This window comes from Pseudoalteromonas luteoviolacea, assembly GCF_001750165.1.
Classification (GTDB): Bacteria; Pseudomonadota; Gammaproteobacteria; order Enterobacterales; family Alteromonadaceae; genus Pseudoalteromonas; species Pseudoalteromonas luteoviolacea_G.
The window spans coordinates 2,806,960-2,830,388 of record NZ_CP015411.1 but is presented as its reverse complement, the minus strand read 5'-3'; the positions used below and the strand labels follow the sequence as shown (position 1 = coordinate 2,830,388).

Here is a 23,429-nt window from a genome sequence, read left to right as displayed (position 1 = left end):
CGGAGTAATCGAACTGTGCATGTAGTTCGATTGCTTTAGATCCATGTCGCTTTTCAATCATAAAAGGAGCTTATCGCATGCAAACTCGCGAAGCTAAAAACGCAAGCAGTTCTAAGGAACTGATGCATAAATCACTCAAGTCACCTTTACTGACAAATATAAACGGGTTACAAAGTGACCCCTCTTTTAAAAAGTCGGAAACAGCCTCCATAGTGAGTGAGGAGTTGGGAAGGCCGCAAATCACAACTCTCAGTGCTGGCGCCGTTAATGTAAACATTTTATCTTCTGGCGTTCATGTAGCTAGAGATTATGCATTGCAAATGCTCTGGAGCGAAGCAAGTATCAAGGAAACAGTCAAGCATACCATTTCAGGTTTACTGACATACGCTATTACATCAATTAAGTCTCTAAGCCCTTGGCTAGCCGCAATAGTGAAAGCAATAGATGTGATTGCATCAATTCCAAAAGGGGTTATTTCGGCGGTATTGTGGGCGTTTGGCAAAATTTGGCTTTGGGCTGCCAATAAATTATACAACGGAGGTTGGATAGCACACCTTCGAGGTGGCGATGTCACGGAGTCGTATATTTTTGGTATTTTAGAGCCTATAGAGTCAGCTCATAGCAAATTAAAAGATTTTGTTGATGCTTTAAAAAATTGGGTTGAAAGTATTCAAAATGCACTCACAAGTAAGCTGACAGGATATATTATAGGTAGTCAGAATGATGATGAGGTAGACAATCAAGGTGATGATTTATCACAAAAAGAAGAAGCACAAAGCCATGCTAACTTGGTTGAAAATCAGTTTATTTCTTTAGGGCTAAACCCGCCCAAATTAGGAGAGTGGGACGAAGTTGGTCACAGTGAAAAAAGAGCTGGCCTCAAAGCGACAGGCTTAGCGCAAGTGTCGCTTATGGGTCAAAAATTGGGCGGGGATATTGAAGTTAATTTGCCGTTTGGAAGTGGCTGGGAGCTGACTATAGCACCTGTATTTGAATCATCATCTATTGACTTATCGGACTATATTCATGTTGATAAAGTGATGGGAGACAAGCTGGTGCTTGATGATGATGGACTGTCTTTCTTTGGAGCAAGTATTCACGGCTTATCAGTTGCAAAGGGGAAAGTAAAATCAGACAAAATTGCACTTAGCTACAATAAAGGTCAAGATGAGGTTCACTTTAATGGTGACGCCCATGTACCACTATGGGCAGAAAAGCAGTTGGATGGTGAGTTTGATTTAAAAATGGATACTACTGGTAAGTTTAAATCCGGTAGAGCAAAAGTATCATCATCAAGCACTTTTAAAGTGATACCTGAGTACTTGTCAATATCCAATCCTGAAGGTGAAGTGAGTATTAAAGAAAATGCGTCTCCTGAATTTGAAATCGGGACTGATGTAAGTTTATATGGTTTGCCAAAAGGTGTTACGGCATCTTTATCAAAAGCAAAAGTCACTTATCATGATGAGCATCTCGGTGGGGAAATCGCTCAAGCTGACGTCACTATTCCTATTAGCCAGCACACTAAAATGACTTTGGCGATGACAAAAGCCAAATTTACGAAAGATAAAATTGAAGCAGAAACCGCTTTTATGGATTTAGAACATGACTCAAGCAAAGTGCTTAATGAGGATGATGTCGTTGAATCTAGTCTATTTACTGAGTCTTCTAGTTTGAAAAAAGTTTTTGATCTAAAACAGCTCACAGTTCATCAGGGATTGTCATCACTGAAGTTTGAAGGTGGTAAGTTTACTTATGAAAAGGATGAAAATAACGGCATTCAAAGCTTAAGAGCGCGAGTGCTCGGTTTAGAAGCTTACTATGACAATAAGAAGAAAAAAGGCGGGATTAGTGGTGAGTGGAAGCAAGGTGTCAGTATACCAGCATTAAACATCGATGTTCCGCTAGTTGCAGGTATAGCAGGTGTTGGCATTGAAGTCACAGGGGGATTTGAAGTCAAAGCAAATGTGGGTTTAGATGTAACTCAGTTGGAGAAAAATGAGCAGGCCTCTTTGTATGAAGTCACTGGTAAAGTGGGGGCTGGGGCATTGGCTAAAGCGAGAATAGACGGTTTTGGATTTATCGGTTTACCTTATCTTGCAAAACTTCAGGCATCTATTTTTGGAGAACTCAGCGGTGAAATTACTGGTGATGTTTCGGTTACAGGTGGGTTGAAGTATACAAATGGTAGAGATGATCAAGCATTTGGCCACTTCGGAATGAACGAAGAAAGTCCTATCGAGGGTAATTTTAAGCTCCATGGAGAAGTGAATGCCGCAGTAGGTGCAGCTTTAAAAGCCAAGGCTTTGTTTTTTGAGAAGCAATTGGCGTCTATGACGTTTGGTAATTGGAAACTTGGCGAATACACGCTAGAAGGGACAATAGAGAAAGATGAGTCAGGAAAAGGCTACCAAATTAAACGTAACGCATCTCAACAGAATGTGTTTACGCAAGCTGAAGTATCTGAATCGGAGGTTAAACCTATTGATCAACCGGTTGATAAATGGATTAGCACACATAAACAAGAGAACAATGATATTGAGTATGAGAATGAAGGGCAGGCACAACGTAAGATCTCGGAAGTTGTAAGAAAAACGTTGTTTGACGTGAACCCACGAGAGAAGAGACCTAAGCTATTGAATGATTACGGAAGCTTACTAAAAGACAAAAAACAGAAGGCCCAGTTTGATAAGTTACGAAGCATGATGGAAACTGATCAAAAAGTCGTTCAAGGAGATTCTTATATCTGGAGCCCTAAAGTTTGGGATAATGCAGTACAAAGAAGAAAGATACTCTACTTCTTTGAACAAAGTGATAGTAAGGCGAAGGTATCTGAACAAATTGAAAAGTATCATAAAACCGATTTGAGTAAAGTAAACTCGCGTCGGGCAATACTTAAAAAAATCGAAGAAATTGTCATTGAATATAAAGATAAAAAGTCTAAATCAGAGTTAAATAAGGCGATTGCAGAAGACTTTTTACAGAGCATTGAGCAGGAGAGGTTCATATATTTATAAAGCTTAAGCTACTAACGTGTATGCGATATGTTCTCGTACCAAAATTAAATAGACGTACATGAACTACTCTAATAGAGAAGACAGAAACTGGCTATTCTTGAAATTATAACAATGCGTGTAATAAAGCGTAATAGATCTTGGTGAGTGAGTTCACTATGTTGCTAGTTAGATTTGAGTGGCTGTGAATACATAACTGCTCGTATCGATACAACATGTAAAAGGAACATTGATTCATGCCAAAGCCTAATTGGCGATACACACACGCGGTCAGAGATGGCCCTTAGAGCTTTAATTCAATGAAAGCAGCCCGACGGCTGCTTTTTTTTTTGATAATTTTTTTAAAAGTGTGTGATTCCAAGATTAATATATTACCTGAAACCCTTAATAACCTTGAGTGGCTCAATTTTAGTGGAGTATAGTTTGTATTAATAACTTAATGTGGCGGTGGCTAATCAAAAAGTGAAGAGAAATATACCTAATTGAAATGCTGTGGGATAAAGTGAATTACGCCTTTATGGCCAATGAAAATAGAGAGGGGGATAGGCTTCATTGACTTTGAATGTTTACTGTAGCGCACTGGTATTAACTAGATTGTGAGAGTGATTAGAATGAAATTGAGAGTTATCCTCAATAAAATTAACGTTTAATGTGGTTAAAGGTAATTAATTAAACTTTCGTCCTTAAAGTGTAAGCCCTCCGCTCACTCTCAAAATGAAAAAATGTTTTTTAAGGTTGGCTTTTAGTAATATAAAAAGGTCAGGGCTCTATTTTTATGAAGTGATTTTTCTAAACTCTTCACAGGTCAAGTTAATTTTTTTATGGTGGGTTGAAATTAAAAAGAGGTATAAATATGGCCGTGTTACTAATTTTCCCTTTAGTAGATTCGGTACATAGTCAAGTTTTTTCTGATGGGAGTATTTCAGTGAGTATAAAACCTGTTCTGTACAACTAAATCAGGACATTTTTCTTAAGGTAGTCTGCTTATTATTTCGCAAGTGTTAAAAATACCTTTAGTACATTCAGTTTTGTCTATGTTCGCATGTTCTTGAGTTCATTTCAGGGCTTTTGACAAATGTGTACTTTATTCCAGCAAGCATTTACATCACACATACTGGCTCGAACATAATGGTTTGCCTATAAACCGTAGAAGCACTGTCTGATATATTGTAAATGCGGAATCTTAATTTTTCTTTCAAATTTTTAGAGGTTCAGCTTGCAATCCCACATGAGATTTGGCCCTGATAACTTCGCGACCAATTTTAATTTAAACTCTATAGCTGCTTATTTCATACTTCTAAAAAGAATCCCACTCTCTATTTCATTAAAGACTCTCGTCAAAGAGTAATGATTTTTCAAAAAAAGCACGCTTAATTTAATACATCTTTATAGCTGCACTTGTTGTTTGGGCACGTTTTTAACAACTCATTTTTGCAGTGCGGTTTAACTTTAACCAAAAAGCTGGGCATATGGTTTTTCATTGTTAAAAAACTAGTTATACCTTTTTGGCCACTATTTTTTATTTCAAAGTATAAGCCTTTTGGATTTCCACCAATATATTTGTGAGCCCAGTTTGGTACTTTTAATATTAAGTCTCCTGTAAAATTAATATCTCCTTCTGATTTTCTGTTCTGACCATAGTTGTAAGATTTATCTATTAGAGTAAAGCTGTAGCCATTACTAATTAAGTTGTCGCTCGGAGGTAAAATACGGGTCTCAATATTTTTTGAAAGCGCTTGTTCTGAAATTGAAAATGGAGAAAAACACTTATCAATAACAATGTTTTCACTGAAAAAGTAACAACCTTGCAGTGAAGTTAAGCTAGTAAATAAAATTATTGATTTTATAGTGCTGTATGTTTTTTTCATGATTAATGATTTCTTTTTTTAATTAATATTGATATTTAATTTTTTGGTTAATATGTTTATTTGTAATAAAAAGGAGTTGCAATATAAATGACTAAAATTATATATAGAAAAAGTTGCGTTTTTCTTATGTTGTCTTCAGTTTTAAGCGTAAATGCAAATGAAGAACCAGTAAAGCGCAATTTTTTTCAACCTGATTATATTCAGTTGGATCCCACTAATCATAATAGTGATATCGATAGTTCTTTATCCGGTCTTGAAGTTGATTCTAGCACGGAGACCGCCTATTCAAGTCGCAGTACAGAAATTAGATCAAGTAAAAAAGATGGCTCCAAGCCTCGCCGAAGAGCATTAATATATCTCAATGGTATGTTGACAGGAGAGGAGGCGCTGAATACAAACAAACCAGCTATTAGAAGTGCATTTGCCAAACATGTGGATGTTATAGATCATGCTTCAAACGAAAATGAAGAACTCATAGATCAGTTAGCAGAGGTTCTCGCTCAAAAAGCGCAAGATGAACAAGATAATTCGGAGGCGAATTTTTGGGGAGATGCTGCGTATGTGATACTAGGGGGGCTGAGTATTGAACTGCTCCAACTTTCTGCCACAATCAAAAACGAAAATACACAACCTACAGATAAAGATCTTGAGAATATGGTCAAAAAGACAATTGATCATATCAACGCAAATTATAATGTGGTGCTTTTTGCGCACTCTCAAGGGAATTTCTATGCTAATTCTGTTTATGATCAAATCTCACTAAGATACGGAAATACATTTCTTAAGCATGTCGAAATAGTTTCTGTTGCGACTCCAGCCATTACAACCAAAGGGGGAGGAGCACATACTACAAATCACAATGATCTTATCATGAATGCTATACGTGCCGTGAAGCCAGCGCATTTGGAGCCTAGGCCAGCCAATATATTAATTCCGTTTCACGGTGATTATACAGGGCACGGGCTGGGCGAAACGTATATTAGACAAGACGCAGTAACTGGACTTCATGTTAACTCAAAGAATAAAATTGTTCGTGATGTGATAAATGCATTCGAAAAAATGGAGAATCAACCAGACAATGAGGATGATGGTGGAGATAGTCCCTCTCGGCCATGTGAGTACCAAGGACGCAATTACTCTATTTCATTTTCGGGTGTTGAACAGCATAGCCCATCACATAGCAAGAATGCGGTATTTAGTGGGTTTAAGCAAACATTCCGGCCTCCACTAGGAAAAAGGTTCAAGTTGGATTTTGAAGTATGGGATGCGTGGCCGGCGAAACTTTATAATAATGTAGAGTTTAATTGGAAATTTGATAGTAGCCCCATAGTTTATAAAAAGAGCGTTTTAAACAATAGTAAGTCTAGCGATAATCAGTTTTATTATAACCCTGAATTTGATGGCAGTTTTACTATAGGTGTGAGGCATTTGGCAACAAACCATAGAGAATATTCCGTAAGATGGCGAGCAACGCTTTCGTGTATTTATTAAGGGACTATCATGAAAATTAAACTGTTATTTGTAATACTTAGCTTTCTATCTTCACAAAGCTTTGCTGTAGACATCTCTAAAATTGAAAAAGACAATGTTGGTGGAATTGCCCCTATTATATCTGGAGGGATCACTATCCCTATACCAGTCGTTTTTCGTCATAACTTACCTCCATTTCCTCAAGACAATGGTAGTTTAGGCAGTACCGACTCAGATGATGATGGCATTCGAGACGATATAGAGTGGTATATCGCAGAACAATACCCATTAGAGAGGGATAAACGGGGTTATCTTTATCATGCGGCAGCTTACGCGCGAAAAGTCATCACTGCTCCGAGCTCTCCTGCAGTCGGTGCTATTCCTGCAGGTAGGTTAACACCTCATCAAGTGTTATTTTCGTATGGTGAAATAGGTAAGGCTACATATTGTATGGATACAGAGGGACGAGACCATATAAGACGAGTGGTTGCAATGAATATGGATTCTAAGGAACGCTTTGTCTCTTATGTAAAAAATGTTGCTCAATTCACAAAGGCTTTTCAGGCCGCTCCTCAAATTGACGAGTGCGAAGTCACTAACAAAGAAGCTCTACGTTCTGATCACTCAGGGTTTCATAGCGACGGTATACTAGATTTACATGGATATGTGACCGAAGGGATTGGTATTACTGCAGTAAACAAAACTCTCTCACGAGGTATTGGTATTAATGCTCCGAAACGTTTTACCATATATAACAAGTCTGGCAGCGATGGTGATTTAACCATTAAGGTCTGGGAATCAGGTACTTTGATAGCTGAAAGGAGAGTTAATAAGGGTCAGCATTCATCTTTTACCTTCACCCACTCAATGTTAAATGACGGTCGGGTTGAGTACGAAGTTTTTAAAGAAAGTGGGGAAACCGTTCTTTTTAATATTATTATTGAGCCACATATTTAGTCTTGATACTTGATGATTTGCATAGTAATAAAATTGTAAAGGAACTTAGCATTCATACAAATAAGTATGCAGGTTGCTCCAACGTTAAGCTAACTTCTCTTTATGTAATAAGAATCCGATAAGATTATTTATCGGATTTTTACGTTTGCATTCGTGAAACATAGCTATATCGATATATGTGAAAATCACTAATCTAAAGCGTCATTAATAAATCTTTGAAAGATACTTTACGACCGAAGTTGCCTTATATATACGAGCCATAGAAAATAGTGAGTAAATATTTAGCGGTTTGTTATTTTGGTATTAATTTTATCATAATTTTTGAGTGGCTAATGGTATTTTCTTATTTGGACTAGTGAAACTATTGATGTTGATTTAAAACTTATTTATTATCCCCTCCGAAATTATATATCCTTTAATTTCGAAAATTTAACATTGCCAAATAACCAAAAATAATGGATTAAAACTCATGATAAAAAAAATCATTCCTACTCTAATGCTTGCTCTATCTCTACCAGCTTTCCAAGCTATGGCTGGTGATCAAAATGATTACAATGCAAAAGTTACGCATGCCTATATTAACTCTTCAGGTGCTTTAATCATGAGAATTGACTCGCATAATCAATGGATTACACTTGGTCAAGTTGGTGATAAGCGAGCTGAAATGATGTATTCAACAGCATTGGCGGCTAAAATTGCCAATGCGAATGTATGGGTAAGATATTGGGACCATTCAGGCGATAAATATAGTGATATCAAAATTATTTCTGTTCAGGGTCAATAATTTAGCTCTATACGATTTTTATAAAAATTGATATGGACTTAGTTAGTTTACCAGAGACTCTTTAACTTAGACTAAACAAGTTGGACAAAGTAATTTAGGTATTACTTTGTCACCTGAGTGCTATTTTCGAGTCACGGTTAAAGCATAAGCTTTTAAATGGCGACAATTTAGTAAGTCAGCGTAGGTCTTCTATTATCAATGAATAGCATGGTATGGTAGCTATGCTTTTTTTGCATGATAAATAGCCATACCTTATCTTCAGCTGATGGGTTTAGATGAGTATATAGAAATCTGAGTAGGTAATTGAAGGTTAGCGATTGAAGTAACCTTTATGATGAATTATTTATTTTAACTACTTGTTGGAAGAGTAGTGGCCATTTCTTATGATATTTGGCTGTGATAAATCTCTTTGGATATTGAGCTTATATTTTTGATCATTACGGTCGCGAATCGCTTGATTACAAGGTTGTGACTTTTTATCTACTGGTATTAGATACAAGTTAAAACTATCTAAACAAATGGCAGCTATTTTAAGCTGCCATTTTTAAACCTTTTTCCGTCACCAATTACTTAACGATAAGTTGGTCTTCGTAAGTGTAGATGCCATTTGGATCTGTTAAGTTGAATACTTTAACAGCCATTGTTTTACCTGCAGCGTTTTCACACTGAACGATTTGGTAAAGAACTGGTTGTGCAGTATCGTTAGTGTAAACTTTGTCTTGAGTGAATACATCTGAGTGGAACGTATTCGAAGTGTCACTACCGTGGAATAGACCTAGAGATAGGCCACGGTTAGCAACTGTGTAGCAGTATGACTGGCTCTTATTTTGGTTGTTTACATTTAGCGTGCTCTTAACACGGAATGCTGAATGGTAACCGAAAGAATAAGGCTGGTTTACAAATTCACCTGCTGGCTCTACTGTGATGTCCCAATTTACAATTGGTGCACCAGGTACGTTTACAAGAACGTTGTACCAAGTGTTGTCTGCATCATAACAGCTTAAATGAAGTGTCTTGTTGTGTGTAAGCTTGTCTTCAGCAATTGCGTTAGTAACACCGATAGTTGCAGCATTTGCATTTGAAGCATTCGCTTGAACGCCAACATTAACAACGTGGCTGTTGTCAACGTTTGAATATAGGTTACCGTTGTCACAACGTGCGCCGTCACGAAGTTCAATGTCCGCAGAGAAGTTATGTGCAAATTCACTGGTGATCACAACGCGACTTACTGGGCCGTATGAATATACAGTGTGACGGTCATAACCATTTGTGTCAGCAACGTTGATAGGCGCAGCAACTGCACTTACTGATGTTAATAGAGCAGCCGCAAGTGTACCTAATTTAAACAGTTTCATTTTTTTTCCTTTGGTAGTTCTTTAGTTCAGTTGTTTATCACTTGTTAGTTTTAGTGTGTTATCACTTGGGCCCAAAGTGTTAACGAGATGCAAAGTAACAAACAAAACGAGGCCTAGCAAATAGTGACAGTTTTGAAGTAAATATGCTTATTGATTAGAAATTATATGTTTTATAAACAATGTATTATGTATTTTTTTCGTGTTTTTCCTTTGCTGATAAATGTGATTGAATATGCAATTCATAAGCTAAAATCAGCTTTGCAGATAACTTCATTGTTTAAAAATAATTAACCATTTTAACTTTGTGTGAATATTTTGACTTTTTTACATCAGGATGTTTTAGATGGAGAGGAAAGAGTATAAATATATTTTATTTTCCGATGAGGTGGAAAAATGTTCTACTGATTAATGTGCTTATTGAATGGTTTTTACAGCATCTTGTAATTTTTTATCTGACCATTTCTCTGGTTCACTTGGCGGTTGTCCTTTCGTTAACGTAGTGCCGAATCCGGATGTTGAGATGTTCACTCGGCCGAATTCATTTTCAATAACAAGAGGGTGCTCACTGTCCAGCAAAATAATATCGATTGTATCTGCGCTATATAAATTTCCTCCCCAAAAGTCTGTGCCTCTAATTCCGATGGAACCCATGGGGGTTTTAATTTTAAAGTTTGGATTTGTCACCTTAGTAATTTTGCCAGTGACTACCCTAAATGCCCCTGTTAAAAAACTAAATCTGGCTTGAGAGCTGTCTTGATGTTCAAACTGGTCGACAATAAATTGCGTTTGTTCACCTAAAGTCAAAATAGTGCCATCAGAAAACCTGAGTTGTGCGCGTGCTTGTTTCCCGGTTTTTAGCGTGTCAGCAATATAAACCGGCGACTTGCGAGTCAAGTTGCGCTCAATAGAATTTGATTTTGCCGAAACTTGCTCCTTAGCAAGAATAACTTGAGCGATCTGCGTATCAGCGAAACAAGCACTTGAAAGAAGAAAGAAACTCAATTGCCGTAATTTCATTCTAAGTTTCCGTTTGTTTTCTTTAAAAGTAGAAGCTCGACGACTGGATGTCGACTTGTTTGAGCTTATCTTAACGAATCGTTCACAAATTTCATGATGATACGTCGGGTCATTGATCTAATTTGAAAGGGTAAAAATTCGTGCAAGTGAGAGCAAACCCCGTATTTACCAGTGAACCTTTGTCAGTTATGCGAGCCGGTTCTTTGCATTGGGCCACAATGCAGCTGAATAAGGCGCCTTATTTTACAAAATCACTATTAAAACAGCTCAGTTATTTCTTTTTACCAGACCCTGATACGCAAAATCGTGTAATCAAAGTACTCAGCAGTGACAAGTCAGGTGTATTTAGTCTTGGAGGAGATTTAGGTAGCTTCGTGACTTGTATGTTGGAGCAAGATGATGTTTGGCTTAAAGAATATGCGTTCATCTATATGACACTATTGCAGCGCATTTTGCACGGCGCAAAACATAACTTAACCAGCATTGCGTTGATTCAAGGTCGAGCATATGGCACTGGTATGGAAGTTGCGTTGTGTGCTGATTGTGTTGTGGCAGAGGAGCAGGCCGAATTTCTATACCCCGCAACCATGTTTAACCACGGCTTAGAACATATTTTGGTCGGCAAATTACAGCACAAATCGTCCCGTAGTGTCTTAATGGAAGTGATGTATTCAAATCGACGGTTTAGTGCCTCTGAGCTTTATGAATTGGGTCTTGTGGATGTGTTAGCCAATCCCGGGGAAGGAGAAAAGGTTGTAAGAAGTCTAGTAGGAAAAGCCCAAGCTTGTGGTATAGGACATTCAATGCTGCAAAAGTATCGATATCAAAAAAATATCAATGCATTGAATCAGCTTAATAATGTTGCTGATACATGGGTAAAAAACGCGATTAAAGTAGATGCGGCACAGCAAAAATATCTGCGCCGATTGGCGAGAATGCAATATTAAATTTTAACAGACATGGCGGTGAGGGCTGCTTTGCGCGCAAGGAAGGGGAAAGCAGCCCTATTTTTGTATGTATAAAATAGCAGTTTGAATTATGCGTCGTTTTGTTTTCGATGTTTCTTAATTGCTTTTGCAATTCGCTTTGCTGCGCGCTGCATAGTCTTTCTGTTTGGATGAAGCCCATCGTCCATTGGTTCAAACCCTTTCCAGATGTCCAAGAAAATCGCATCGGGCACTTCAGCTTTTAAACGGTTTAGTCTAAGTTCGGAAAATAGCTCATAGTTTTCTTTGCTGATTATCCATGGCCAGTTGAATCGACTTCTCAATGTTTCCCAATCAATAGCATCGTAATCAGGCGCTTTAGAAAAAATGGGTGTGATCCCTGCATTTATTGCTCGCTTGGCGACACTGACAAAGGTATCAATGTATGCATTCATTTGTTCTAAGGTGCATTCAGAAGTTTCTGACATCGGAATACCAAATGCATCAGGGTGGTTACAATCGTTACCGCGAATAATGACGATATAGTCAGCAGAAATTTCTCCGGAGAATGAGGTGACTCTGCTCAAAGCTTTGGTAAATAGCTTTTCATAACCTTCCCAGCCAGGTCCGACACATTCAGGCCCAGGAAAGCAAGTCAGTCTGTCAAATGTTGTTGCGCCAGCTTGGCCTTCGTTTATAAGGTGGCCAGACAGTAGAGGCTCTCTGATAAGTGCATTGCCAAGAGATAAGTACTTGCCAGAATTTATGGCTATACCGTTAAGTGGTGCTTGCAAGTTGTCGAAATAAGGCATTTTCGCATTGGCGAATGAGGCACCTATTAAAAGCAAAGGAGCCTCTTCAGATTTAGGGGCTGCATACCCACTTGCGGTGAGCAAAATACCAGCACTGCACAGCAGAGTTTTTAATATATTTGACGTCAACATTAGGGACCTTTTGGTTGAAAAATAAACACCTTTACGATATGACATGAAGTCAAAACAGTAAGTAGGACATTGGTCGACTTTCTAAAGGTTTGTTCGTCCGTTTTTCGAAAATAAAATTCACAAACGAGAGAGAACTCCGTTGTATTTAGAGTCACTAAAGTTTGCCTGTACATATTGGCTAAAGAACGGTGACGTTATAGAAGAGTAGATGCATAGAAGCTCTTGACGTAAATCTGGTTTATCGCACTGTGCTAGGTATTCATAATGATAAAAATTCTCAATGAAAGTACTGTATTTAATTTGCTACTAGATAAAGGCGTTCTTGTTGTTCCAACCGCAGGTCCCTTAGAAGTGGCATCTAAAGGTTTAGTTTGCCATGGCGAGATAGCGGTTCAAGATGATATCGAAAAGTTCTTAACTAAAAAAGTGAATATGTCACCGTATATAAATGGCGCATATGCGGCTGGTGGCACGGTTACATTCAGTGCAATTAACGATATTGTGTTATCTGAAGTGACGTTTAAAGGGGGGGCACCTATTGTACTCAAAGGTGATATCGTTTGCGCATTGAGTGTTATCCCGGCACTCAACCCTCAAGGAGTACCGGACCCAGGCCCTCCTACAGAGCTAACTGTGAAATATGAGCCGACTCAACCTATTGTTATATCAAAATAAAAATTATCCCAAAGTACTTTTTCACTGTTATACATATTTAAATACCGATTATTGGCAAAGAAATAAATCGAATGAATATGGTTAAGCTGTCGTATTTAATTGGCATCAGTTCTTGACTACGGCTTGGGTGTTACATAGTGGGGCAATGGTCAACTTTTGTTAATGTTTAGCTTGTAGAAAAAGTACTATGACTCATGCTTGAGTTATTATTTATGACGCAAATAGTGGGATGATTTGGCAGTCTGTTTAGTGTGAACAAAAACCTGTTTTTTACATTGAAGCCAAGACCACCAACGATACAAAGTGTTTTGTGTCGTTTTCTACGTTTTAAATGTTGCTGCCCTGAGTGATGTTAGACTATGCATTGACTCATAAGGGTCTCTACTGACAAGACTTGTGACTATTTTTAGGTTTTGCTTTTACGATCTGCGTTACCACGTAAATGAACCAGACTAAAAAACAGCAGACAACTTGAACTCAACGTCCCCTTTATTTTTTGAAAAAGCTTTTGATCATAGTAAAAACCTTCACGAGTGAGAGGAGTTTTGAGCTTAATTGTGTGTCAATCGCAACCTATATAGATCACAGGCTTCAGGTATAAGCCGTCAACAATCGTCTTTACTGTGCTTATTGTGAGTTACTTGCAAGCCACTGTGGTTTGTCGGCAAATCAAATTGTCGCGCTTGATATAAACTTATGTCATTGACTGAGAGGTGCTTATTTGACTAATTTTTCATATCACGGCTTTTTAATCTTGCCGCTCTTTCAATGTACAACATTAAAATAATTTCTTATATCAACGCCTATTTTTTAAAAAAGCGATATTTCAGCTCATTCATTTTAAGATAATAAGATCAAAAAAGTTCATATAAATTAATAGATTAAAAAAAGTTAATTTTAATTTTCACACCCTTTTAGCCTCGGCGTCATAGCAGTACAAATTAATTATTAAATACACATCAGTTGGGACTGATGTGGCGGAGCCGTGCAAAGGCTCTTTGTTTTCAGAGGCACAGAGGAAAGGGTGGGTTTGTTCCCATTGATTTGCCACCTGAACTGTTGTGACCGAGCAGCTTTGTGCCTCTTTTCCCCAAAAATTCTTGCCTAATCGGCTCTTTAGAATGTAATTATCAACGTAAGGAAAAACTATGCCTCAATATAAAACCCCAGACGTCTACGTCCAAGAGAAGTCAACTCTGCCTCCGTCAGTAGCAGAAGTGGCGACGGCTATCCCTGCCTTTATCGGTTATACGACAAAGTTAGATGATAACGGTAATGTTGCTTATCTTAATTCACCTACTCGTATAACCAGTATGGTTGAGTTTGAAGCTGTTTTTGGCGGTGCATACCAAGAGAGCTTTAAAGTTGCACCTAAGTCAACAGGTGGCTTCAACGTGACTTCTGACGGCTCAATGCTTTCAGACGCATTTTTCTTTTTACACCAGTCTGTTAGCCACTTTTTCGCTAATGGTGGTGGTGCGTGTTATATCGTTAGTATTGGTCAGGCGAGCTCATCGCTTATCACTAATAACGAGCTACAAAGTGGACAAGCTGCACACTTTACAGCTGCAATCACATTACTTAACAAAGTAGACGAAGTAACACTTATTTCTTGCCCGGAATCGATTGGCTTGAATACAGTTAAACATTACGAAGTCCAAAACAAAGCGCTGGTACATGCTGAAAAAAGAATGGATCGCTTTGCACTTGTTGACGTTCAAATGCAAGCGGATGAAAACAGCATTGACCCAATCTCTGAAGACTCGAAAGCACTTAGAGCTGGCGCGACACTAGGTCTTAAATATGGTGCAGCTTACTACCCATACTTAACAACAACAATGGCACGTACATATGATGCGAAGCAAGTTGTGCTTAGTACACCGTTGACGGCTCAAGCTTGGTGGCCAAAAGCGGCTTCCCATGAACTGGTTTGTGTGGGTGACGACGGCGCTTGGGCTGCAATTGGCCAAGATTACTTATACAACTCGGAAGGTGCGAACGACCCAACGGATGCTGAATATGACCCATCAGGCAATCGTTACTTAGTGCCAGAAACTGTATTTGCAACAGATGGCACTAATTACTATCGTCTGACTGATGGTGAGCAAGTTGACTTAGCAGGCGGTGAAGTAACAGCAACACCAGGCGGTTCTGCGATTACCATTTCGGATGATTTTGAACTCATCGACATCATGCTTCCTAAGCTACAGCTTGCTGCAATCGGTGACCCCGCTTACCCATTCTCATCTGCAGATGTTTACAATCAAGTCAAGGCTGAACTTGGTAAAAACTACCTTGATTTGCCTCCTTCACCAGCAATCGCAGGTGTGATGGCTAAAACAGATAAAGACCGTGGTGTTTGGAAAGCGCCAGCGAATGCTGCACTTGCACAAGTATTAATGCCAAAGCTTGCAATTGATAATGCGGATCAAGAAAACCTCAACGTTGATGCAACCTCAGGTAAGTCAATCAATGCTATCCGTACGTTTGTGGGTAAAGGGACTCTAGTATGGGGTGCGCGTACGCTTGCAGGTAATGATAACGAATGGCGATATGTATCTGTACGACGCCTATTCAATATGGTTGAAGAGTCAGTGCAAAAAGCGACACACTTCGCAGTATTTGAGCCAAATACACCATTCACGTGGCTAAAACTTAAAACCATGATTGAAAGTTATTTAGAGAGCCTTTGGCGCTCAGGTGCATTCTTTGGCGAAACACCAGAGCAAGCATTTTTCGTCAACGTTGGTCTTGGTCAAACAATGACAGAAGATGATATCAACAATGGCTTGATGAATATTGAGATCGGTCTTGCGGCTGTTCGTCCAGCTGAATTCATCGTTCTAACATTCTCTCATAAGAGCCTTGAAGGCTAATTAGTATCGCCTAAATGGCAATTAGCTAATCAAACATTGCTATTTGACGCTGAGCCTTGGCGTCAAATAGATATTAATTTTTACTACAGCATAGCTGTAAATACCGAATTTTTGGAGTTATTACATGGCTACTACTAAAGCAGATATCGCAGCAGAATATCCAATTCCCGTCTATCGATTTGTTGTCAGCTTCGGCGAAGAGAGCATTCCATTTTCAGAAGTGTCAGGTCTAGACATCGGCGTTGAAACAATTACTTATAAAGATGGCTATGGCAAAAAACACATGCCTGGGCAACCAACAGATGTCAACATTACATTGAAGCGTGGCTTGGTTAAGCAGAAGAGCCAATTCTACGATTGGATCTCATCCATCAGCTTAAACCTAGTGGATAAAAAAGACATCACGATTTCATTGACTAATGAAGACAGATCTCAGCCACTGGTAACTTGGAAAGTGATTAATGCGTTTCCTAAAAAGCTCACTGCACCTAGCATTAACGGCGGCTCAAATGAAGCCAGTGTTGAATCATTAGAGATGATGGCAGACGACATTAAGATTGAATTCCATTAATTTTTAAATCTCTTTTAGGGCACGTAAGTGCCCGCTTAGGTGGCTAATATGTTTCAAGACCCTAGAACCCCCATGGTCGGGTATCGATTTTTAGTTGGTATTGTGGCCGCAGGGATCCCTAACCCCATTGATATTTTGTTCAAAGAAGTCAGTGGCCTCAAAATGAACCGAAGTATCGAATATACCAATAACCGTGTCAGTATTGCTAACCAAAAGCAAGCGAAAACATTAACCTTAAAACGTGGCGTTTTCCAAGGCGGTAGCCCTCTAATGTTACAAAACCTTGTATTTGGCGATGCTTGGAATACCTATTTGGTTAAAAATCAGATTTTGATCACCACCTTAGATGATAACTACATACCATCGCAAGCTTGGCTTGTTCAAGATGCATTTTTAGAAAGCTGGGAATGGGAGGGGATTGATGCGAGTAGAAATGATGTACTTATTGAGTCTCTTAGCTTTAGTTATCGCGATTTGGTGGCAGTGCCTATTCCAGGTGTGCCAGTGTAAGGAGCTCAATAGATGGAAGTTAAGTGTAACAATGTTCGAGTTAAAGCACGGATCCGTGCTGATCAACCTTCCCAGTCAACGGTGGCAAACACTGGCGATATGTCCAGCGAAGAGACGCAGCAATCATCACAGTCTGAGTATTATAGCAACACAGTAAGCTGGTCCGAACTACAAGACTTATTACACCAATTAGAGTCAGATTTAAAACGACACATCGAATTTAGATTTGCACGTCAAGGCAAGGAAAAGAGGCCCTAATTATGAATAAAGCAGACGGCATTAACGCAAGTGGCTTACCACTTTGCAAAGTGACTTTTTATAAAAAAATTGAGCGTGGCGATGGCAATAAGTTGGGTGAGTTAACGCTTCCATATGATCCAAAATCACTCAATGTTACTCATCAAAATTGTTTAAAAGATTCAAAGGCCATTGGCTCTGAGAGCGGCTCTGCACGTTATCAAAAATCACCCCCGTCCGTTTTAACGATTACGTTTTTACTCGATAACACGATTATTGAAACACCATCACAGTATGCAATGACTATGAGCGGTGAGACATCGACAGAAGACAGTATCCAGGAAATGCTAAAATATGGCCTCGCTGTTCAAGGTGAAACTCACTTACCTGCATTTGTCACTATTATGCCTTTGAACATGGTACTGAACCATGGTGCTGATGGCGGCTTCCATGGCATGTTTAGCGATATTAATGTAATTACTGAACTGGTTAATTCTAAAGGTAATCGGGTCAAAGCTCAGGTAGTCTGTAATATTTCAGAGTGTCTATCTAGTAAAGAAATTAAGCTTAGAACAGGTAAAAGCTCTCCAGATCTCACGCACGAATTGCAATTTATGGATGGAGACAGCCTAGTATCAAAAGTTACTTCCATATATGGCAAAGCCAATTATGTTCATCAAGTTGCCAGTGTAAATAGAATGCCCTCAATTCGCAGTGCATCGGTGGGTGAATATATTACCTACCCACCATTGGAGCGATGACATGGATATTCGTTATACGATATTAGTTGATGGCAGTGAGAAGAAACTTGAAGTCGGCGTTCGAGAAGTGGTTACTCATCGGGGACTAAATCAGGTTTCTGAGTTGTCTATTATATTCGAAGATGGTGATATGGCAGAAGAAAGCTTTACACTGGATCTGAATAAAGACTTTCAGCCTGGTAAGTCCATCGAAATTAAAGCAGGTTTCGGCGAAGACACACAAATGACATTGTTTGTTGGCGTGATAACAGGTGGCAAGGTTGGCTATTGTAGTGAGCCTTACCTTGCAGTATTCGCTAAAGGTGAAGCGAATAAACTTTGTCAGTCCAAAATAAGTAAGCTCTACAAGTCCGACTCTACTGATACAGATATTATCAACGATTTGCTCAAGCCGTGTGGCGGTAAAAAAACAGTCGCAGATAGCAAAGTCAAACACTATCAATATCTCATGGTTGAGAAAAAACCGTGGGAAGTAATCATGAACCGTATACTGACCAATGGGTTTGCCCTTTATGAAGAGGAGGGGATCCAAGTTGTTGATCTGACGACGCACAAACCTGCTGTGACCGAGTTTAATGTTGCGATGGATGGGTGTACCGAATTTGAGCTTATTATGGACAATAGTTCTTATGCCCAAAAAGTAGATCACAGTGCTTGGGACATAAAAACTCAAGCGATGTTGCTTGAAAACTACGATTCTGGCGAGAAAAAAGAAGGGGCGGCAGAAGACGTTGTGATCAAATCACAGGTGCCCATTGATAAAGTTGAACTTGCGGCAAAAGCAAAAGCGGAGCAAGTATATCGGTTGCTAGATACCAGCCAAGGCCGCATTCAAGTAGATATGTCTGAAGCTACCACTTTACATAACTTGAAATTACTAGATGCGATTAAAGTGTCGGGTGCTGGCGAGAGTAACAAAGCCGATTATATCGTGACAGAAATTCACCACCACTTAAGCAATCAAGGCTGGTTTTGTGAATTTACCTTGGGTCTCTCTCTAACCAAAAGTGGCTGGTCTAAATGGGCTGAATTACCTGCCACTCCGATGCTAGTTGCCACAGTTGCACCGTTTAAAGCAGATAAAGAAAAATTACATCGTATTCCGATCACATTGAATACATTAACCACAGAGCCTATTTGGGCAAGGCTTTTGACAACGTATGTTGGCAAAGAGGAAGGACTGTTTTTACCTCCTAACCCTGACACAGAGGTTTTGATCGATTTTATTGGTGGAGATGCAAGACATCCTGTGATTGTTGGTGCATGCCATAACCCTGTGGCGATCCCACCTCTGGGCGGTTACAAAAAAGAGTATGATGTTCGAGGGTTGCTTTTTAAAGAGCAAGCTACGGCACTTAAGTTCACCTTTAAAAAACCACATATCATCATGGAAGGCAGTAAAGACCACTCAATCTCCTTAGGTGAGAGCTCGGGTTATGCCTTATCTCAAAAAGACAAAGCGGGCATGACAGCAAAAACAGATGTGGTGATTAAAACCCCTGATGATAGTCAGATAAAAATGGACAGTAACATCACTATTGAAAGTGCAAAAGTGGTGGTTGCAACAGACAAGATGGAAATAGGATAACGAGGAGGCAGTTATGAATAATTCTTTTCTAGGAACAGGGTGGGGCTTTCCGCCGAAGTTTACTAGCCCAGATTCAGGCCCTGATATGGAGGAGGGTGAGATGCTGGTAAAGCAGGCTATTTCTATCGCATTAAATACGCTCAAAGGCGAACGCCCTTTCTGGAGTGAGTTGGGCTCTGGTTTATCGAATTTTGTCTTTGAGGATGTTAGTGAATCTGCACTGGTCACGCTTAAGCAAGAAGTTTCTGCGGTGCTTTTAAATTATGAGCCAAGAATTATCTTAGAGGATATTTCTTTTGATATGTCAGATGTGTATGAAGGCGCCTTGTTGATTGAACTGACATATTTGATCAGAAAAACCAACAGTCGCAGCAATATGGTGTTTCCGTTTTATCTCGCCGAGCAATCTGTTTAAACACGCATTGCAAACATTTGGTATTACCCACTGAACCACCTATTTCGTCTTTGCTCGCCAAGCAATATGCAGACCCGCACCGCTTTTTACCTGTTACCAAGGTTTCATTGACCTAGTAGTGCATTGGTATGCTCATAAATAACATTAATAAGGTAATCTCATGACTTTTAAGTCTCGTAGTCAATCACTTATCTCTGGCAATGGTGAAGGGTTAAGTCAAACCGCACGACAGATCCCCGAGCTTTCCAGTGATTTTTTTAGTATCGAACCGCGTACGATTGAGCAATGGCTGTCTTACTTATCATCTGTAGCTCAACACACTCAATTTATCGGTCAAGCAACTTGGCAGCCAGTACAAACTTGGCACAAAGTGTTACCTGAACCAGATAAATTTGCTGCACTGGCAAAATTGATAATGATAGGCAGCGGTGATGAACTGATAGCACGGTTGGCGAGCCGACCAGACCTGTCATTGCTGCTCACCTTTGTTGATTTGTTACAGCACACTCAGCAGCAGTTTAACGACTTTGTTCAACGTCATCTTGATCATTATTACCGCGATGTACTGGGTTTTGAGCAACTCAGTGCCACGCCCGACTCAGCCCATGTTTTAATTACACTTAATGAAGTTGAATCGCTTACTTTGCAACCCGGTACGGAGTTTGATGGTGGTAAAGATGACGATGGCATAGACCGAGTTTATCGATTAGCTGAACCGAGTGCGATTAATCGTGCAGTGGTAGATACGGTGACAACGGTCAATAAAGCTAATTTTGCGGGTGGTGTGAAGGTCTGTCGCAATGTCTTACTTGATACGGAGTTGGGTATTGAGCTTGAAAGCAGTGCACTTACTTTTGGTGACAAACATACGTCAGAAACTCAATTACCGGTTGAGATTGGGTTTAAAGTTGCCTCACAAGACCTGTTTTTGAGTAGTGGCAAACGTATTATTTCACTGCGTTTTTCAACCGATGAATTTGGTGAAACCCCGATTGATTTATCACTTTGGATAGAGAGCTTTGATATTTGGCTAAGTACGGAAGAAGAAGCCGTACTTTTAAGCTCAGATCAGCTGACCCTTAATGGTCAGAATGAGCTGGTGATTCATGTTGATGAGCTATTTGCGCCAATAGTACCTGTGGCCGATTTAATGATCGGCAAGGATATGGTGTTGCCTTATATTGCATTTGTTTTGAAGCAATCAAAGTATGACGCAATGTATGCGTTGGATCCCAATAAAAGGGAAGAAGCGCTGGCGAACTTAGCTGTCAGTGAAATTCAAGAAGTACGTATGACGATTACAGTTCTGGGAGCTGGTGGTCTGGTGGCGAATAATGGCACTGGCTTTTTAGACACCACTAAGCCCTTTGAGCCCTTTGGTTTTGCACCGCAATTGGCTGAAAAATTTGAGTTCACTCACCCAGAACTACTAAGTAAAAGAGTGACAAGGGCAAGTATTGAATTTAACTGGGTTGGTAGACCAGAAGATTTTGATGCGCATTATCAAACATATATGGCTTATCAAAGTGTGATTACGCCACCGACAGACTCGGTGCAGCCGACTAGCGAATCTTGGCCAAGAAACCAAGTATTGATATCGCAATCAGATAGAACTTATACCAGTGAGCAAAGCAAAGTTGTTGCGGATTTATTTTATAATGACTCTGTATGGCAAGCGTCTGATAATGAGTTAACGCCAGATGAACTTATGCTGATAGCACAAGAAAATACTGCCGCATTACCCGATGTTGTTAATAATATTTCGACAAACCGTTTAGTTTTTACCTATGATGACGACAATGGTGATGCTGATTATCTCTCATTGCCATTTAATTTAACCCAAGCGAAACTGTGGCCAAAATGGTACACATTGGCGTTATCAAACCAAGACTTTGGCCATCCACAATATACCAAAGTAACTGAATACTATGCATTTCAAAACAGTGTTAAATTAGCGAATTGGAATCCTGTAGATGGCGACTTTATGCCAACACAGGTACCTGAGCCATATACGCCATTATTGGATTCAATAAAATTACACTACCGAACTCAAAGTATTTCTCGGGCGCAAAGGGCTGCTATAGGAAACTCTATTTGGATTGAGCATATTTCACCTATAGGTAGGCAACTGCAACTATTAGAAAATCAAAATACCGTCCATTTACTACCGCAAATAGACGATTTAGGATATTTGTACATTGCACTTGGAGAGTTAACAACGCCAGGCCAGTGCAGTGTACTTTTCCAATTAGAAGCGGTGGATGGTTACAACTTTGTTGATCCTCCACAGTTTAAGTGGGAATACTATAATCAGGGACAATGGCATCATTTTAGCCGAGAAGATTCACAAGGCAGTGGTGAAGAAGGGCGTATTTTACAAGACAATACCTATGACTTACTTGATTCGGGCATCATCATTTTCTCTTTACCAGAATTTGATCTAGAGGATCAATTTAATCAAGATGGTAAAGTATGGATAAGAGCGGCCATAGATGCAGACGTGTTACATGATGAGTACGTAAACCCCATCTATTCAAAGCTAAAAGGTGTATATGCTCAGGCTGTGCAAGTCACGCTGAACTCTACTGAGCATGCTCAATCTCATTATTTGAAACCGCTGGAAGCCGGCACTATTAATAAATTAACGGTGACTGATCCATCAATTACTTCAATTGAGCAACCGTTTGATAGCTTTGGTGCCAAGGTAAAAGAAGATGATAGCCGATTATATCGTCGCGTAAGTGAGCGCTTAAGGCATCGAGATAGGCTACAAACGGGCTGGGATTATGAACATTTTACATTGCAAACCTTCCCTGAATTACATTCAGTAAATGCATATCAAAATGGAGATGGCGTGAACATAACCGTCATTCCGCTTAATCATGATTTGGATATTTTGCAGCCTAAAGTTCCTCGCTATTTGATGCGTAAAATTCAGGATGAGGTTGAAGCACGATGTGCGCCTTACCTCAATGTAAAAGTTGAAGATCCAACGTATATCGAAGTGCAGTTAGAAATCATTATTCAGATTGATCCCAGGTTTGATATTCAGACGACTGTAGTTGAATTGAATGACTTAATTGTGGACACCTTAACTCCTTGGAATAAGCCAGATGCGGAGTTATCGCAAACCATATATTTGGCGGATGTGGCACAGGCATTAGAGGTTCACCAAGCGGTTAATATGGTGCAGGTAATAAGGGGTAAGCGTATGGATGACCTAGTCCGACAATACTCCCAAATTGCGCCAAATAAAAGCAGCGAGATCTTAGTCCCTACACGCAATCATAAAATCTCTTTAACCAATGTAGATGGCGACGTTTTTGAAGGGATTGGTAAATGGAAAATTCAGCATAACTTCGTTGTGCAATAGGTTATCTACATTCAAATTGACGCTAAATGAATAAAGCGTTTCACAACCTTAATGGTTTGGCGTCATCTCCCATATCGACTTACTTTCC

General features: G+C 39.5%; 18 protein-coding genes. 14 read left to right on the top strand and 4 right to left on the bottom strand.

Annotated features, from left to right (window positions below):
* Positions 1 to 77: 77 nt before the first annotated feature.
* The gene (locus S4054249_RS11965; protein WP_046356241.1) at positions 78 to 3,017 is read left to right on the top strand and encodes a hypothetical protein; all 2,940 of its coding nucleotides are present in this window, start codon (positions 78 to 80) and stop codon (positions 3,015 to 3,017) included.
* A gap of 1,367 nt (positions 3,018 to 4,384) precedes the next feature.
* Here the strand turns inward: S4054249_RS11965 and S4054249_RS11960 are convergent.
* Positions 4,385 to 4,882, bottom strand: coding sequence for a hypothetical protein (locus S4054249_RS11960; protein WP_046356242.1), 498 nt, complete (start codon positions 4,880 to 4,882; stop codon positions 4,385 to 4,387).
* 87 nt (positions 4,883 to 4,969) lie between these two features.
* On the opposite strand from S4054249_RS11960, the gene S4054249_RS11955 reads away from it, so the two are divergent.
* The 3 genes from S4054249_RS11955 (at position 4,970) to S4054249_RS11945 (ending at position 8,093) form a co-directional block, all read left to right on the top strand.
* Positions 4,970 to 6,373 carry a hypothetical protein gene (locus tag S4054249_RS11955; protein ID WP_046356243.1) on the top strand — a complete coding sequence of 468 codons (1,404 nt, stop codon included), beginning with the start codon at positions 4,970 to 4,972 and terminating at the stop codon, positions 6,371 to 6,373.
* A 9-nt stretch (positions 6,374 to 6,382) separates the two neighbouring features.
* Complete coding sequence (locus S4054249_RS11950; protein WP_046356244.1) at positions 6,383 to 7,309, top strand: hypothetical protein; 927 nt, start codon at positions 6,383 to 6,385, stop codon at positions 7,307 to 7,309.
* Between the two features lie 469 nt (positions 7,310 to 7,778).
* A complete protein-coding gene (locus S4054249_RS11945; RefSeq protein ID WP_046356245.1) occupies positions 7,779 to 8,093 on the top strand; it encodes a hypothetical protein in 315 nt (104 codons plus the stop codon).
* Between the two features lie 566 nt (positions 8,094 to 8,659).
* On the opposite strand, the gene S4054249_RS11940 is transcribed toward S4054249_RS11945, so the two are convergent.
* The gene (locus S4054249_RS11940) at positions 8,660 to 9,448 is read right to left on the bottom strand and encodes a hypothetical protein (RefSeq protein WP_046356246.1); all 789 of its coding nucleotides are present in this window, start codon (positions 9,446 to 9,448) and stop codon (positions 8,660 to 8,662) included.
* Positions 9,449 to 9,862: 414 nt separating this feature from the next.
* On the bottom strand, positions 9,863 to 10,465 hold the full coding sequence (locus S4054249_RS11935) for a FecR family protein (protein WP_046356247.1): 603 nt from the start codon (positions 10,463 to 10,465) through the stop codon (positions 9,863 to 9,865).
* A gap of 140 nt (positions 10,466 to 10,605) precedes the next feature.
* Between S4054249_RS11935 and S4054249_RS11930 the strand changes: the two genes are divergently transcribed.
* Positions 10,606 to 11,412 carry an enoyl-CoA hydratase-related protein gene (locus tag S4054249_RS11930; protein WP_046356248.1) on the top strand — a complete coding sequence of 269 codons (807 nt, stop codon included), beginning with the start codon at positions 10,606 to 10,608 and terminating at the stop codon, positions 11,410 to 11,412.
* Between the two features lie 89 nt (positions 11,413 to 11,501).
* Here S4054249_RS11930 and S4054249_RS11925 read toward each other — a convergent pair whose 3' ends face one another.
* The gene (locus S4054249_RS11925) at positions 11,502 to 12,335 is read right to left on the bottom strand and encodes an SGNH/GDSL hydrolase family protein (protein WP_046356249.1); all 834 of its coding nucleotides are present in this window, start codon (positions 12,333 to 12,335) and stop codon (positions 11,502 to 11,504) included.
* A gap of 264 nt (positions 12,336 to 12,599) precedes the next feature.
* Between S4054249_RS11925 and S4054249_RS11920 the strand changes: the two genes are divergently transcribed.
* The 9 genes from S4054249_RS11920 to S4054249_RS11880 all read left to right on the top strand — a co-directional run bounded on the left by S4054249_RS11920 (position 12,600) and on the right by S4054249_RS11880 (position 23,341).
* A complete protein-coding gene (locus S4054249_RS11920; RefSeq protein ID WP_046356250.1) occupies positions 12,600 to 13,010 on the top strand; it encodes a hypothetical protein in 411 nt (136 codons plus the stop codon).
* A 1,148-nt stretch (positions 13,011 to 14,158) separates the two neighbouring features.
* Positions 14,159 to 15,886, top strand: coding sequence for a phage tail sheath family protein (locus S4054249_RS11915; protein WP_046356251.1), 1,728 nt, complete (start codon positions 14,159 to 14,161; stop codon positions 15,884 to 15,886).
* 124 nt (positions 15,887 to 16,010) lie between these two features.
* On the top strand, positions 16,011 to 16,457 hold the full coding sequence (locus tag S4054249_RS11910; protein WP_039609825.1) for a phage tail protein: 447 nt from the start codon (positions 16,011 to 16,013) through the stop codon (positions 16,455 to 16,457).
* A gap of 48 nt (positions 16,458 to 16,505) precedes the next feature.
* A complete protein-coding gene (locus S4054249_RS11905; RefSeq protein ID WP_046356252.1) occupies positions 16,506 to 16,967 on the top strand; it encodes a phage tail protein in 462 nt (153 codons plus the stop codon).
* A 12-nt stretch (positions 16,968 to 16,979) separates the two neighbouring features.
* Positions 16,980 to 17,225, top strand: a complete 246-nt coding sequence (locus S4054249_RS11900; RefSeq protein ID WP_046356253.1) for a hypothetical protein — start codon at positions 16,980 to 16,982, stop codon at positions 17,223 to 17,225.
* 2 nt (positions 17,226 to 17,227) lie between these two features.
* Positions 17,228 to 17,965, top strand: coding sequence for a hypothetical protein (locus tag S4054249_RS11895; protein WP_046356254.1), 738 nt, complete (start codon positions 17,228 to 17,230; stop codon positions 17,963 to 17,965).
* A gap of 1 nt (position 17,966) precedes the next feature.
* Positions 17,967 to 19,553 carry a phage baseplate assembly protein V gene (locus S4054249_RS11890; protein WP_052960972.1) on the top strand — a complete coding sequence of 529 codons (1,587 nt, stop codon included), beginning with the start codon at positions 17,967 to 17,969 and terminating at the stop codon, positions 19,551 to 19,553.
* A 13-nt stretch (positions 19,554 to 19,566) separates the two neighbouring features.
* Positions 19,567 to 19,968, top strand: a complete 402-nt coding sequence (locus S4054249_RS11885; RefSeq protein ID WP_046356255.1) for a GPW/gp25 family protein — start codon at positions 19,567 to 19,569, stop codon at positions 19,966 to 19,968.
* A 160-nt stretch (positions 19,969 to 20,128) separates the two neighbouring features.
* Complete coding sequence (locus S4054249_RS11880; protein WP_046356256.1) at positions 20,129 to 23,341, top strand: hypothetical protein; 3,213 nt, start codon at positions 20,129 to 20,131, stop codon at positions 23,339 to 23,341.
* Positions 23,342 to 23,429: the final 88 nt, after the last annotated feature.

Coding starts and splice junctions, on each gene's coding strand:
- S4054249_RS11965 (WP_046356241.1), top strand. CDS start 78: ATGCAAACTCGCGAAGCTAAAAACGCAAGCAGTTCTAAGGAACTGATG.
- S4054249_RS11960 (WP_046356242.1), bottom strand. CDS start 4,882: ATGAAAAAAACATACAGCACTATAAAATCAATAATTTTATTTACTAGC.
- S4054249_RS11955 (WP_046356243.1), top strand. CDS start 4,970: ATGACTAAAATTATATATAGAAAAAGTTGCGTTTTTCTTATGTTGTCT.
- S4054249_RS11950 (WP_046356244.1), top strand. CDS start 6,383: ATGAAAATTAAACTGTTATTTGTAATACTTAGCTTTCTATCTTCACAA.
- S4054249_RS11945 (WP_046356245.1), top strand. CDS start 7,779: ATGATAAAAAAAATCATTCCTACTCTAATGCTTGCTCTATCTCTACCA.
- S4054249_RS11940 (WP_046356246.1), bottom strand. CDS start 9,448: ATGAAACTGTTTAAATTAGGTACACTTGCGGCTGCTCTATTAACATCA.
- S4054249_RS11935 (WP_046356247.1), bottom strand. CDS start 10,465: ATGAAATTACGGCAATTGAGTTTCTTTCTTCTTTCAAGTGCTTGTTTC.
- S4054249_RS11925 (WP_046356249.1), bottom strand. CDS start 12,335: ATGTTGACGTCAAATATATTAAAAACTCTGCTGTGCAGTGCTGGTATT.
- S4054249_RS11920 (WP_046356250.1), top strand. CDS start 12,600: ATGATAAAAATTCTCAATGAAAGTACTGTATTTAATTTGCTACTAGAT.
- S4054249_RS11915 (WP_046356251.1), top strand. CDS start 14,159: ATGCCTCAATATAAAACCCCAGACGTCTACGTCCAAGAGAAGTCAACT.
- S4054249_RS11910 (WP_039609825.1), top strand. CDS start 16,011: ATGGCTACTACTAAAGCAGATATCGCAGCAGAATATCCAATTCCCGTC.
- S4054249_RS11905 (WP_046356252.1), top strand. CDS start 16,506: ATGTTTCAAGACCCTAGAACCCCCATGGTCGGGTATCGATTTTTAGTT.
- S4054249_RS11900 (WP_046356253.1), top strand. CDS start 16,980: ATGGAAGTTAAGTGTAACAATGTTCGAGTTAAAGCACGGATCCGTGCT.
- S4054249_RS11895 (WP_046356254.1), top strand. CDS start 17,228: ATGAATAAAGCAGACGGCATTAACGCAAGTGGCTTACCACTTTGCAAA.
- S4054249_RS11890 (WP_052960972.1), top strand. CDS start 17,967: ATGGATATTCGTTATACGATATTAGTTGATGGCAGTGAGAAGAAACTT.
- S4054249_RS11885 (WP_046356255.1), top strand. CDS start 19,567: ATGAATAATTCTTTTCTAGGAACAGGGTGGGGCTTTCCGCCGAAGTTT.
- S4054249_RS11880 (WP_046356256.1), top strand. CDS start 20,129: ATGACTTTTAAGTCTCGTAGTCAATCACTTATCTCTGGCAATGGTGAA.